The organism is Enterobacter sp. WPR_3_1 (assembly GCF_003635055.1).
Lineage (GTDB): Bacteria > Pseudomonadota > Gammaproteobacteria > Enterobacterales > Enterobacteriaceae > Enterobacter > Enterobacter ludwigii.
This window is the reverse complement of record NZ_RBXU01000003.1, coordinates 1-12,595: the sequence shown is the minus strand read 5'-3', so window position 1 is coordinate 12,595 and position 12,595 is coordinate 1. Positions and strand designations below refer to the sequence as shown.

Here is a 12,595-nt window from a genome sequence, read left to right as displayed (position 1 = left end):
GAAGGCCTTGTACGTTTAGTCAGGTCAGGGCATCAGCCCGCCCGGGTATTAACCTGCTACCGCGATACGTTTCATATCGGTCATGTAGCCACGCAGTTTCTGGCCCACTTTCTCGATTTCATGGCCGCGAATGGCTTCGTTTACATCACGCAGCTGCGCGTTATCCACTGCACCTTCCGCAATCGCTTTGCCCAGGTCGCCCGGCTGCAGAGTCGTCATGAACTCTTTCAGCAGCGGTACGCAAGCGTAAGAGAACAGGTAGTTACCGTACTCGGCGGTATCAGAGATAACCACGTTCATTTCGTACAGACGCTTACGGGCGATGGTGTTCGCAATCAGCGGCAGCTCGTGCAGTGATTCATAGTAGGCAGACTCTTCGATGATGCCGGAATCCACCATGGTTTCGAACGCCAGCTCAACGCCAGCTTTCACCATCGCAATCATCAGAACGCCTTTATCGAAGTACTCCTGCTCGCCGATTTTACCTTCAAACTGTGGGGCGGTTTCAAAAGCGGTTTTACCGGTCTCTTCACGCCAGGTCAGCAGTTTCTTATCGTCGTTAGCCCAGTCCGCCATCATGCCGGAAGAGAACTCGCCGGAGATAATGTCGTCCATATGTTTCTGGAACAGCGGTGCCATGATCGTTTTCAGCTGTTCAGACAGCGCGTAAGCACGCAGTTTCGCCGGGTTGGACAGACGGTCCATCATCAGCGTGATACCGCCCTGCTTCAGCGCTTCGGTGATCGTTTCCCAGCCGAACTGAATCAGTTTTTCTGCGTATGCCGGGTCTGTCCCCTCTTCCACCAGCTTGTCGAAGCACAGCAGAGAGCCCGCCTGCAGCATACCGCACAGGATGGTTTGCTCACCCATCAGGTCAGATTTTACTTCCGCGACGAAAGACGATTCCAGAACGCCCGCACGGTGGCCACCCGTTGCTGCAGCCCATGCTTTGGCGATCGCCATACCTTCACCTTTCGGATCGTTTTCCGGGTGAACGGCGATAAGCGTTGGCACGCCGAAGCCACGTTTGTACTCTTCACGTACTTCTGTACCCGGGCACTTCGGTGCCACCATCACAACGGTGATGTCTTTACGGATCTGCTCGCCCACTTCAACGATGTTAAAGCCGTGGGAGTAACCCAACGCCGCACCGTCTTTCATCAGCGGCTGCACGGAACGCACAACGTCAGAGTGCTGTTTGTCTGGCGTCAGGTTAACCACCAGGTCTGCCTGGGGGATCAGCTCTTCGTAGGTACCAACTTTAAAACCGTTTTCGGTCGCTTTGCGCCAGGACGCACGCTTCTCAGCAATCGCTTCTTTACGCAGGGCGTAGGAGATATCCAGACCGGAGTCACGCATGTTCAGGCCCTGGTTCAGACCCTGGGCGCCGCAGCCGACGATGACCACTTTTTTACCCTGAAGGTAGCTCGCGCCATCGGCAAATTCGTCGCGCGCCATAAAGCGGCATTTGCCCAGCTGCGCCAGCTGCTGGCGCAAATTCAGTGTATTAAAGTAGTTAGCCATAATGGACTCCGTGATGTTGTGTTGTTGTGCTTATTGTTCGGTTCGCTTTTGCGAGAATGAACTTACTATATGACAGGAAATTTATTGCGGAAATTGATATATTCACAACGTCACGTTGCAATATTTGCAATGTAAAAAGGGGGAGTGAAATCAGTGGATTTACGCGATCTGAAAATGTTCCTGCATCTGGCGGAAAGCCGTCACTTTGGGCGCAGCGCCCGGGCGATGCACGTCAGTCCCTCCACGCTTTCGCGCCAGATCCAGCGCCTTGAGGAAGACCTCGGTCAGCCCCTGTTTGTACGCGACAACCGCACCGTCACCCTGACGGAAGCCGGTGAGGAGTTACGGGTATTTGCCCAACAAACGCTGCTGCAGTATCAACAGCTGCGACACACCATTGACCAGAAAGGGCCATCGCTGTCCGGCGAGCTGCATATTTTCTGCTCCGTGACCGCGGCCTATAGCCATCTGCCGCCGATTCTTGACCGCTTTCGCGCAGAACAACCGTCGGTGGAAATTAAACTCACCACCGGTGATGCCGCCGATGCAATGGAAAAAGTGGTGACAGGCGAGGCGGATCTTGCCATTGCCGGGAAACCCGAAACCCTGCCGGGCGCTGTCGCGTTCTCAATGCTAGAGAACCTGGCGGTCGTGTTGATTGCCCCCGCGTTACCCTGCCCGGTGCGTAATCAGGTGTCGGTGGAAAAACCGGACTGGTCCACGGTGCCTTTTATCATGGCCGATCAGGGGCCGGTGCGCCGACGTATTGAGCTCTGGTTTCGTCGCCAGAAGATCAGCAACCCGTCGATTTACGCGACGGTTGGCGGGCATGAGGCGATGGTGTCAATGGTGGCGCTGGGCTGCGGCGTAGCACTGCTGCCGGAAGTGGTCCTGGAGAACAGCCCGGAACCGGTGCGTAATCGCGTGATGATTCTGGAGCGCAGCGACGAAAAAACGCCGTTTGAGCTTGGCGTGTGCGCACAAAAAAAGCGGCTGCAGGAGCCGCTTATTGATGCCTTCTGGCAGATACTGCCTAACCACTAGCCCGCCAGGAAGAACCTGAACGCCGGGTTATGGGTTTCATCGTGACACTCATAGCCCAGCTCGTTCAGCCGCGTTTCGAAATCAGGCTCGTGCTCGCCCAGTTCGAAGGCGGCCAGCACGCGTCCATAATCGGTACCGTGGCTGCGGTAGTGGAACAGAGAGATGTTCCAGTGCGTGCCCAGCGTATGCAGGAACTTGAGCAACGCGCCCGGTGACTCCGGGAACTCGAAGCTGTAGAGACGTTCCTGCAGCGGCTTCGATGGACGCCCGCCCACCATGTATCGCACGTGCAGCTTCGCCATCTCATCGTCGGAGAGATCCACGACGCTGTAGCCACCTTCGTGGAGCAGGTGGAGGATCTCTTTACGCTCTTCCAGACCACGGCTTAACCGTACGCCGACAAAAATGCAGGCATCTCGGGCGTCGGCAAAACGGTAGTTAAACTCCGTGACTGAACGGCCGCCCAGCAGCTGACAAAACTTCAGGAAGCTGCCCTTCTCTTCCGCGATGGTAACCGCCAGCAGCGCTTCGCGTTGCTCACCCAGCTCGCAGCGTTCGGAAACATAGCGCAGACCGTGGAAGTTCACGTTGGCACCAGAAAGGACATGTGCCAGACGCTCGCCGCGGATGTTGTGCTGCGCGATGTATTTCTTCATCCCCGCCAGCGCCAGCGCGCCGGAAGGTTCCGCTACCGCACGCACATCTTCGAACAGATCTTTCATTGCGGCGCAGATGGCGTCGCTGTCGACGGTGATAATATCGTCAAGATACTCCTGGCAAAGACGGAAGGTTTCATCGCCAATGCGTTTAACCGCCACGCCTTCAGCAAACAGCCCGACGCGTGGTAAGTCCACCGGATGACCGGCATCCAGCGCCGCTTTCAGACAGGCCGAGTCTTCCGCCTCAACGGCAATCACTTTGATTTGCGGCATCAGCTGTTTGATCAGCACCGCTACGCCCGCCGCGAGGCCGCCACCGCCAACCGGCACGAAGACGCGGTCGAGATGCGCATCCTGCTGCAGCAGCTCAAGCGCCAGCGTCCCCTGTCCGGCAATGACCATCGGATGATCGAACGGCGGCACCCAGGTAAACCCCTGTTGCTGCGCCAGCTCTATCGCTTTGGCTTTGGCTTCGTCAAAGTTTGCGCCGTGGAGCAACACTTCACCGCCGAAACCGCGTACGGCATCCACTTTGATATCGGCAGTAGCAACCGGCATAACAATCAGCGCTTTCAGCCCCAGGCGCGCTGAGGAGAACGCGACGCCCTGCGCGTGGTTGCCCGCAGAGGCGGTAATTACCCCCCGCGCTTTTTGCTCGTCGGTCAACCCGGCCATCATCGCGTAGGCGCCACGCAGCTTGAAGCTGTGTACCGGCTGGCGGTCTTCGCGTTTCACCAGAATCACGTTGTCGAGGCGCGAGGAGAGTTTCTCCATTTTCTGCAGCGGCGTAACCTGCACGGCTTCATAGACCGGTGCACGTAGCACCGCCCTGAGGTATTCCGCCCCCTCAGGGGCGGCGGATAACGGTTGCGACTCGGCCATCATTAGCCCCCAAGTTTCGATTTGTCGCGCACCGCGCCTTTATCTGCACTGGTGGCAAGGCTCGCATAGGCTCGCAGGGCGAAGGAGACGTCGCGCTGGCGATCTTTTGGCGTCCAGGCTTTGTCACCGCGAGCTTCCTGGGCTTCACGACGCGCCGCAATGTCCTGGTCGCTCAGTTTCAACTGAATACCGCGATTCGGGATATCAATTTCGATCAGATCGCCATCTTCAATAATCGCGATGTTGCCGCCGCTTGCCGCTTCCGGTGACACGTGGCCAATAGAGAGACCAGACGTACCGCCAGAAAAACGTCCGTCGGTGATCAGCGCACAGGCTTTACCGAGGCCCATGGATTTCAGGAAGGTGGTGGGATAGAGCATCTCCTGCATACCCGGCCCGCCTTTCGGCCCTTCGTAGCGAATGACAACCACGTCGCCTTCCACCACTTTGCCACCGAGAATAGCCTCTACCGCGTCGTCCTGGCTTTCGTATACTTTTGCCGGGCCGGTGAATTTGAGAATGCTGTCATCCACGCCTGCGGTTTTTACAATACAGCCGTTTTCTGCAAAGTTACCGTAGAGCACGGCCAGACCGCCGTCCTTGCTGTAGGCATGTTCCAGTGAGCGAATACAGCCTTCTGCACGATCGTCATCCAGCGTGTCCCAGCGGCAATCCTGTGAGAAGGCCTGGGTGGTACGAATACCTGCCGGGCCGGCGCGGAACATCTTTTTCACCGCATCGTCTTTCGTGAGCATGACGTCGTATTTGTCCAGCGACTCCGGCAGCGTCAGGCCGAGCACGTTTTTGACGTTGCGGTTCAGCAGCCCGGCGCGATCCAGTTCACCGAGAATACCCAGTACGCCACCCGCACGGTGGACATCTTCCATGTGGTATTTCTGGGTACTCGGCGCAACTTTACAGAGCTGCGGTACTTTGCGGGACAGCTTGTCGATATCGCTCATGGTGAAGTCGATTTCAGCTTCCTGCGCGGCGGCCAGCAAGTGGAGAACGGTGTTAGTGGAACCGCCCATGGCGATATCCAGCGTCATGGCATTTTCAAACGCGGCTTTGCTGGCGATATTACGCGGCAGCGCGCTTTCATCATCTTGCTCGTAGTAGCGTTTGGTCAGCTCAACGATGCGTTTACCGGCATTGAGGAACAGCTGTTTACGGTCGGCGTGGGTCGCCAGCAGCGAGCCGTTGCCCGGCTGAGACAGACCCAGCGCTTCGGTCAGACAGTTCATGGAGTTCGCGGTGAACATACCTGAGCAGGAGCCACAGGTTGGACACGCAGAACGTTCAACCTGATCGCTTTGCTCATCAGAAACTTTTGGATCCGCGCCCTGAATCATCGCATCGACCAGGTCGAGCTTGATGATTTTATCGGAAAGCTTGGTTTTACCCGCTTCCATTGGACCGCCGGAGACGAAGATCACCGGAATGTTCAGACGCAGGGAAGCCATCAGCATCCCCGGGGTAATTTTGTCGCAGTTGGAGATACAAACCATGGCATCCGCGCAGTGGGCGTTCACCATATACTCCACCGAGTCGGCGATCAGCTCACGCGACGGCAGTGAATAGAGCATACCCCCGTGACCCATCGCGATACCGTCATCCACCGCAATGGTGTTGAACTCTTTCGCCACACCGCCGGAGGCTTCGATTTGCTCGGCAACGAGTTTGCCGAGATCGCGCAGGTGCACGTGGCCCGGCACAAACTGGGTGAAGGAGTTCACCACGGCGATAATAGGCTTACCGAAATCGGCGTCGGTCATCCCGGTGGCGCGCCACAGTGCGCGGGCACCTGCCATATTACGGCCATGAGTGGTGGTGGCGGAACGATACTTAGGCATGCTTTATTTACTCCCGTCTGACTATTGAATGGGACGGTGCGTGCCGTCCCATATTTATGCTTATTGATTAACCTGATCCAGCCAGCCGTATTTATCTTCCGTTTCACCGGTGAAGAGGCCAAAGAAGGCTTGCTGAATACGTTTGGTGACCGGACCACAGCGGCCAGCACCAACCTGAATACCGTCTACGCTACGAACCGGCGTAATTTCCGCCGCGGTACCGGACATGAACACTTCATCGGCCAGGTACAGGGATTCGCGGGACAGGACCTGCTCACGGACTTCGATACCCAACTCTTTTGCCAGCTTGATGATGGCGTCACGGGTAATGCCCGGCAGAGCGGAAGAGGTAAATGGCGGCGTAAACAGAATGCCGTCTTTCACTTCGAACAGGTTTTCACCTGCACCTTCAGAGATATAGCCATTCACGTCCAGCGCGATACCTTCCTGATAACCGTGACGGCGCGCTTCGCTACCGACCAGCAGTGAGGAGAGGTAGTTACCGCCCGCTTTTGCCGCCGTCGGGATCGTGTTTGGTGCCACGCGGTTCCAGGAAGAAACCATTGCGTCGATCCCCTGCTCCAGAGCTTCAGCCCCCAGATAAGCACCCCACGGGAACGCAGCAATGATCACATCGGTGGTATAACCGGCTGGCGGGTTCACGCCCATGCCCACATCACCTACAAACACCAGCGGACGAATATAGGCACTGGTGAGGTTGTTCTTACGAATCACGTCGCGGCAGGCTTCCATCAGCTCATCCACGCTCTGAGAAACCGGGAAACGATAAATTTTGGCTGAGTCATGCAGACGCTGCATGTGTTCGCGATGACGGAACACCACTGGCCCTTTGTGTGAGTCGTAGCAACGGATGCCTTCGAAGACAGAGGTACCGTAATGCAGCGCGTGGGACATAACGTGGACTTTCGCGTCCTCCCAGCGAACCATCTCACCATTGAACCAAATGTAATCAGCTTTTTTTGTCGTCATTTTCTCTTCCTGTCGCGCTTAAGCACGGATCTGTTGTGATGTGGTTGTGCTCTGGCAGATGGCAACATGTGCAACGTCTACCAGTTTTGTTAACTGACTAAACAGTAAGTCGACCGACCGCGGGCTGGCAACGGTTAATTCGATACTGATATTTTGAGCATCAGTGGCCGTCTCCATATTCATAGAGCAAATCTGAAAGCCACGGTGACGTACTACACGCAAAACGCGTTCTAATGTCTCTGGATTGAAGCGAGCCTGCACGGCGACCTGATGTTGCATCATGATAATTTCTCCAGCATTTGTGAGTTACTGGCACCTGGCGGTACCAACGGCCAGACATTCTCAAGCTCGTCGATTGAGACATGAAGCAGGTACGGCCCTTCGCTTGACAGCATGGTGTCGAGTGCCGCTTCAACCTGGTCTTTACGGGTGATGTGCTGGCCAGGGATACCAAAGGCGCTGGCCAGCATGAGGAAATCAGGGTTATCCGTCAGGGTAGTCTCACTGTAGCGTTCCTGGAAAAACAGCTGTTGCCACTGACGAACCATTCCTAAACGCTGGTTATCGAGCAAGACGATTTTCAACGGTAACTGCTTGCGCTTAACGGTGCCCAGCTCCTGAACGTTCATCATGAAAGAGCCGTCACCGGAGATACAGATAACCGTATCGTTTGGGCGGGCAACCTGCGCCCCTACCGCGGCAGGGAGACCGAAGCCCATCGTCCCTAAGCCGCTGGAGGTAATGAAGTTTTCCGGGCGCGTGTAAGTCATGTGCTGCGCTGACCACATCTGGTGTTGGCCTACATCCGTCGTGACCACACAGTCTGCCGGTTTACGGTCGGACAATTGCTTTAACAGCAGTGGCGCATAGATGGCGTCACCAGGATGGTCGTAACGCCAGGTATGTTCAACGCGCATATCGGCAGTGTGCTGACGCCATGCGTCGATTTTCAGAGGCTGCTGTAAAGCCGGTAATAACGCGTTGAGATTGCCCTGCAGGGCCACATGCGCCTGACGCAGTTTGTTCATCTCCGCCGGGTCGATATCCATGTGGATCACGTTAGCATTCGGGGCGAAGGTATTCAGCTTGCCGGTGACACGATCATCAAAACGGGCACCTACGGCGATCAGCAAGTCACACGCCTGCACGGCCAGGTTCGCCGCTTTGGTACCGTGCATCCCCAGCATGCCCAGATAGTAAGGATAGTCAGCATCTACCGCGCCAAGACCTTTCAACGTACAGGTGGCGGGCATTTGCGTAACCGCGATGAATTCGCGCAGGGCGGGAACGGCCTGTGCCATACCAACCCCACCCCCTACGTACAACATCGGTTGTTTAGCGTGGGCAATCATCTGCCGCGCCTCTTCCACCGCGGCGTGCGGGAATGCATCGTCGCTTTCAACGGTGGAGAAGTGCGGTTCCAGATCGCCCAGAGCAACCTGGATATCTTTCGGGATATCAACCAGAACCGGTCCAGGGCGACCAGAGTTTGCCACCTCAAACGCCTCTGCCATCACACGCGGCAGCTCTTCCAGAGACTGAACGAGGAAGCTGTGTTTGGTGCAGGCCAGTGACAAGCCGAGCACGTCCACTTCCTGGAAGGCATCAGTACCAATGAGGGGCGAGGCCACCTGACCGGTGATGGCGACAACGGGAACGGAATCAAGCAGTGCATCCGCCAGGCCGGTGATCAGGTTTGTGGCGCCCGGCCCTGAGGTTGCCATGCAGACACCGGTTTTACCGGTGGCACGTGCATAGCCAATGGCGGCCATCGCTGCGCCCTGCTCGTGTCGGCACAAGAGGTGTTCCACGCCGCCGTCATACAATGCATCGTAAATCGGCATTATTGCGCCCCCCGGATAACCGAAGACAGTGTCGACTCCCTGTGCGCGCAACGCATGTACTACCCACTGTGCACCATTCATAGTTAGTTCCCCGTCATAAATCGGGAGAAACAGAATTTTGTGCTATTAGTCATTCTCTGCTCCTCATGTAAGTTTTTTAGTCATAAAAAAACCCCCGGACCTTTCGGTGCGGGGGTCTTAGTTCGTTAAGGCTTGATTTCTAAGCCTTTCCTCGTCCAAGTGCAGCCCCGCACGGTGGGATAATAATCACCACCACGCTAATCACGACCAGGCTAATCACTCGTAGAAGGGCTGTCATTTTCAGTTCTTTTTGCATCTTGTTCGAAGGAATACCTAAAGAGGTATCACAGTTTTTAAATCAAACACAAGATTTATTTATGGCTGCTTTCGTTAGCCTGCGAATCATATTTTATGAACGCATTGTTTTATATAAAGAAATTAGATAGTGAATATTTTTCATTTTTTCAGCACGGACAGAGCGGTATGTCGCCTGTACATTTTTTTGCGAGCAGGGTTCCGCAGAAAAGAAAAGGTTACATCTTGACGTTAAAAACTCGGAAGAGGATGCGTAAATCCGCTAAATGCTGCTAAACATGCATATCGGTCACAGGCATAGTCATCTCCTGAGGAGGTGCTTATGTCACTGTCAGTTGTTTATACCCGAGCGGCCATTGGCGTAAAAGCACCGCTTATTTCGGTAGAAGTTCATCTCAGCAACGGGCTGCCCGGGCTGACGCTGGTTGGATTGCCGGAGACCACGGTAAAGGAAGCCAGAGATCGGGTGCGCAGTGCGATTATTAATAGCGGTTATACCTTTCCGGCAAAGAAAATCACCATCAACCTTGCGCCTGCAGACTTGCCTAAAGAGGGAGGGCGATATGATTTACCTATCGCTATAGCGCTCCTCGCCGCCTCTGAGCAGCTTAACAGCAGCAGACTAGGCGCATATGAGTTCATCGGTGAACTGGCGCTCACAGGCGCGCTGAGGGGCGTTCCTGGTGCCATCTCGGGTGCGCTGGAGGCCATTCGCGCAGGTCGACAAATCATTGTTGCCAATGAAAATGGTGCAGAAGTGAGCCTGATAGCCGAGAGAGGATGTCTGCTAGCCGGGCATTTACAGGAAGTGTGCGCGTATCTTGAGGGGCAACATGTGCTGTCAGAGCCGGAAGAATCAGGCGATCCCCTGGCAGAAAGCCCGGACGATCTGAGCGATATTTACGGTCAGGAGCAGGGGAAGCGGGCGCTGGAGATCACCGCTGCTGGCGGACATAACCTGTTGCTGATTGGCCCACCGGGTACAGGAAAAACGATGCTGGCGAGCAGGTTGAATGGTTTACTGCCTCCACTTAATAACCATGAAGCGCTGGAAAGCGCGGCGATATTTAGTCTGGTGAGTTCAGTGTCATTGCAAAAACAGTGGCGACGTCGCCCGTTTCGCTCTCCACACCACAGTGCCTCACTGGCGGCCATGGTCGGCGGTGGCACCATACCAGGGCCGGGAGAGATCTCTCTGGCGCACAACGGCATCCTGTTTCTGGATGAACTGCCTGAATTTGAACGCCGCGTTCTGGATGCGCTGAGGGAGCCCATCGAATCGGGTGAGATCCACATCTCCCGTACACGCGCCAAAATAAGCTATCCCGCGCGGTTCCAGCTGGTAGCGGCAATGAACCCCAGCCCATCGGGCCATTATCAGGGAAACCACAATCGCTCCACGCCTGAACAGACGCTGCGCTACCTGGGGAAGTTATCTGGTCCTTTCCTGGATCGTTTCGATTTGTCGCTGGAAATCCCCTTGCCTCCTCCCGGCCTGCTCAACCAGAGCAGCGCCAGAGGAGAGAGTACGGTGGAGGTTCGCGAGCGGGTTATCGCCGCGCAGGCCCGGCAGTATATGCGTCAACATAAGCTGAATGCCCGTCTGGATAACGCTGAGATTCGGCAGTTTTGTCCTCTTAAGACTGAAGATTCATGCTGGCTGGAGGATACGTTGACGCGCTTTGGACTTTCCATTCGCGCATGGCAGCGTCTTATAAAAGTCGCCCGCACCATCGCCGATGTGGAAAAGTGCCCTGACATTGAGAGGCGGCATCTGCAGGAAGCGTTAAGTTATCGTGCGATCGATCGCTTGCTCCTGCACCTGCAAAAGTTACTGGCATAAAAAAAGGGGCCACAGCCCCTTTTCTTGTTAGTCGTCAGACTCAGTGTAGTCTTCAGCACCTTCCATCTGCGGCTTACCGCCAGACAGCGTATGGAAACGCTTTGGACGCTTAATGCGTGCCATATACTTGATCCATACACGTTCTGCTTCAGACTGTGGCTCACGCTCGCCACGGCAGACTGCGACAAACTGTTTTTCGTCTTCAGTTGCAGGCTCACGTTTACCCAGATCCAGCTCGTTAAAGGCATAACCATGACGCTCAAGCATCTGCGCCTCTTTGATGGTGAAATCGCCGTGACGAGAGAACCCGCGTGGATAATTTTTATTGTCGAAAAAACGATTAGTCGTCGTAAAGCTTTCCGCCATCCTACACGCTCCTAATTCTTTGGCCGAGCTATTTATGGCGCGGAGTATTAGTTACGCTTGACAGAGTGTAAAACAAAACATTTAAATCATAACGACAAATTATTTTGCGGAGAAAGATGTGGATACGGAATTGCTAAAAACTTTCCTGGAAGTGAGCAGAACGCGCCACTTTGGGCGAGCAGCGGAAGCCCTTTACCTGACGCAGTCAGCGGTCAGTTTTCGTATTCGACAGCTGGAAAATCAACTGGGTGTGAACCTTTTTACCCGCCATCGCAACAACATACGCCTCACGCCAGCCGGTGAAAAACTGCTGCCGTATGCAGAGACCCTGATGAACACCTGGCAGGCGGCACGTAAAGAGGTTGCGCACACCTCGAGGCATAACGAGTTCTCCATTGGGGCCAGCGCATCGTTGTGGGAATGTATGCTCAGTCAGTGGCTTACCCGGCTCTACCCTTCCCACAACCATTTGCAATTTGAAGCGCGGATTGCGCAACGTCAGTCGCTCGTTAAGCAACTGCACGAACGCCAGCTGGATCTTCTGATCACGACCGAAGCCCCCAAAATGGACGAATTTAGCAGCCAGATTGTTGGCCAGTTTGGCCTTGCGCTTTATGCCTCCGAGCCTTCAATGATGAAAGCCGACCTGACCTATCTGCGTCTGGAGTGGGGGCCGGATTTCCAGCAACACGAGGCGGGATTGATTGCTCCGGATGATGTGCCACAGTTAACAACCAGCTCTGCGGAGATCGCCTGTCAGCAGCTCTCCTTGCTGAAGGGGTGCACCTGGTTACCTGTTCGCTGGGCAGACACGAAACCCGGGTTGCATACCGTTGTGGACTCCACCACGCTTTCCAGACCGCTGTATGCCATCTGGCTCCAGAACAGCGATAAGCAATCGCAGATAAAAGATCTTCTGAAAATCAACATCATGGATTGATGCATGCGCCAGCAGAAATGCTGGCTGCAACGTCTGAAAAGGGGACTCGGCGTCTTTCAGGCAAAAAAAAATCCTTTGCCGAAGCAAAGGATTATATATGGCAGGGGCGGAGAGACTCGAACTCGCGACACCCGGTTTTGGAGACCGGTGCTCTACCAACTGAGCTACGCCCCTAAAGTCTTTTGCCATTAAGCCTGCCGGGTAGGCAGGCTTAATGTCTTAATAAGTGGCGGAACGGACGGGACTCGAACCCGCGACCCCCTGCGTGACAGGCAGGTATTCTAACCGACTGAACTACCGCTCCACCGAAGACT

Annotated in this window: 12 protein-coding genes and 2 tRNA genes; 3 read left to right on the top strand and 11 right to left on the bottom strand. The window is 55.2% G+C overall.

The features are described 5' to 3' along the window. Positions 1-48: 48 nt before the first annotated feature. Positions 49-1,524 (bottom strand): ketol-acid reductoisomerase, encoded by a 1,476-nt coding sequence (gene ilvC / locus BJ887_RS01045; RefSeq protein ID WP_014172161.1) that lies wholly within the window; start codon positions 1,522-1,524, stop codon positions 49-51. A gap of 153 nt (positions 1,525-1,677) precedes the next feature. On the opposite strand from ilvC, the gene ilvY reads away from it, so the two are divergent. After that, positions 1,678-2,568 (top strand): HTH-type transcriptional activator IlvY, encoded by an 891-nt coding sequence (ilvY, locus tag BJ887_RS01040; protein ID WP_020882896.1) that lies wholly within the window; start codon positions 1,678-1,680, stop codon positions 2,566-2,568. On the opposite strand, the gene ilvA is transcribed toward ilvY, so the two are convergent. The 7 genes from ilvA to ilvL form a co-directional block, all read right to left on the bottom strand. Continuing rightward, a complete protein-coding gene (gene ilvA, locus BJ887_RS01035) occupies positions 2,565-4,109 on the bottom strand; it encodes a threonine ammonia-lyase, biosynthetic (protein ID WP_121339101.1) in 1,545 nt (514 codons plus the stop codon). The two genes, ilvY and ilvA, sit on opposite strands and share 4 nt — an antisense overlap. 2 nt (positions 4,110-4,111) lie before the next feature. Continuing rightward, a complete protein-coding gene (gene ilvD / locus BJ887_RS01030) occupies positions 4,112-5,962 on the bottom strand; it encodes a dihydroxy-acid dehydratase (RefSeq protein WP_014172164.1) in 1,851 nt (616 codons plus the stop codon). A gap of 60 nt (positions 5,963-6,022) precedes the next feature. Then, complete coding sequence (gene ilvE, locus BJ887_RS01025; protein WP_121339080.1) at positions 6,023-6,952, bottom strand: branched-chain-amino-acid transaminase; 930 nt, start codon at positions 6,950-6,952, stop codon at positions 6,023-6,025. Positions 6,953-6,970: 18 nt separating this feature from the next. Beyond that, the gene (ilvM, locus tag BJ887_RS01020; protein ID WP_014172166.1) at positions 6,971-7,234 is read right to left on the bottom strand and encodes an acetolactate synthase 2 small subunit; all 264 of its coding nucleotides are present in this window, start codon (positions 7,232-7,234) and stop codon (positions 6,971-6,973) included. Continuing rightward, positions 7,231-8,877 carry an acetolactate synthase 2 catalytic subunit gene (gene ilvG, locus BJ887_RS01015; RefSeq protein WP_025202771.1) on the bottom strand — a complete coding sequence of 549 codons (1,647 nt, stop codon included), beginning with the start codon at positions 8,875-8,877 and terminating at the stop codon, positions 7,231-7,233. Before ilvG ends, ilvM begins: the two co-directional genes overlap by 4 nt. A gap of 2 nt (positions 8,878-8,879) precedes the next feature. Then, a complete protein-coding gene (ilvX, locus tag BJ887_RS01010; RefSeq protein WP_102046757.1) occupies positions 8,880-8,930 on the bottom strand; it encodes a peptide IlvX in 51 nt (16 codons plus the stop codon). An 86-nt stretch (positions 8,931-9,016) separates the two neighbouring features. After that, positions 9,017-9,115 (bottom strand): ilv operon leader peptide, encoded by a 99-nt coding sequence (gene ilvL, locus BJ887_RS01005; RefSeq protein ID WP_001311244.1) that lies wholly within the window; start codon positions 9,113-9,115, stop codon positions 9,017-9,019. A 339-nt stretch (positions 9,116-9,454) separates the two neighbouring features. Between ilvL and BJ887_RS01000 the strand changes: the two genes are divergently transcribed. After that, positions 9,455-10,975, top strand: a complete 1,521-nt coding sequence (locus BJ887_RS01000; protein WP_121339078.1) for a YifB family Mg chelatase-like AAA ATPase — start codon at positions 9,455-9,457, stop codon at positions 10,973-10,975. A 27-nt stretch (positions 10,976-11,002) separates the two neighbouring features. On the opposite strand, the gene BJ887_RS00995 is transcribed toward BJ887_RS01000, so the two are convergent. Then, positions 11,003-11,341, bottom strand: a complete 339-nt coding sequence (locus tag BJ887_RS00995) for a DUF413 domain-containing protein (protein ID WP_014172168.1) — start codon at positions 11,339-11,341, stop codon at positions 11,003-11,005. A 118-nt stretch (positions 11,342-11,459) separates the two neighbouring features. On the opposite strand from BJ887_RS00995, the gene hdfR reads away from it, so the two are divergent. Next, positions 11,460-12,281, top strand: a complete 822-nt coding sequence (hdfR, locus tag BJ887_RS00990; protein ID WP_014172169.1) for an HTH-type transcriptional regulator HdfR — start codon at positions 11,460-11,462, stop codon at positions 12,279-12,281. A gap of 98 nt (positions 12,282-12,379) precedes the next feature. On the opposite strand, the gene BJ887_RS00985 is transcribed toward hdfR, so the two are convergent. Continuing rightward, positions 12,380-12,455 (bottom strand) — tRNA-Trp (locus tag BJ887_RS00985). 53 nt (positions 12,456-12,508) lie between these two features. After that, positions 12,509-12,585, bottom strand: a tRNA-Asp gene (locus BJ887_RS00980). Between the last annotated feature and the right edge of the window lie 10 nt (positions 12,586-12,595).

What these genes read in the sequence shown, in the direction of transcription:
- ilvC (WP_014172161.1), bottom strand. Translation starts at nt 1,524, where the DNA reads ATGGCTAACTACTTTAATACACTGAATTTGCGCCAGCAGCTGGCGCAG.
- ilvA (WP_121339101.1), bottom strand. Translation starts at nt 4,109, where the DNA reads ATGGCCGAGTCGCAACCGTTATCCGCCGCCCCTGAGGGGGCGGAATAC.
- ilvD (WP_014172164.1), bottom strand. Translation starts at nt 5,962, where the DNA reads ATGCCTAAGTATCGTTCCGCCACCACCACTCATGGCCGTAATATGGCA.
- ilvE (WP_121339080.1), bottom strand. Translation starts at nt 6,952, where the DNA reads ATGACGACAAAAAAAGCTGATTACATTTGGTTCAATGGTGAGATGGTT.
- ilvM (WP_014172166.1), bottom strand. Translation starts at nt 7,234, where the DNA reads ATGATGCAACATCAGGTCGCCGTGCAGGCTCGCTTCAATCCAGAGACA.
- ilvG (WP_025202771.1), bottom strand. Translation starts at nt 8,877, where the DNA reads ATGAATGGTGCACAGTGGGTAGTACATGCGTTGCGCGCACAGGGAGTC.
- ilvL (WP_001311244.1), bottom strand. Translation starts at nt 9,115, where the DNA reads ATGACAGCCCTTCTACGAGTGATTAGCCTGGTCGTGATTAGCGTGGTG.
- BJ887_RS01000 (WP_121339078.1), top strand. Translation starts at nt 9,455, where the DNA reads ATGTCACTGTCAGTTGTTTATACCCGAGCGGCCATTGGCGTAAAAGCA.
- BJ887_RS00995 (WP_014172168.1), bottom strand. Translation starts at nt 11,341, where the DNA reads ATGGCGGAAAGCTTTACGACGACTAATCGTTTTTTCGACAATAAAAAT.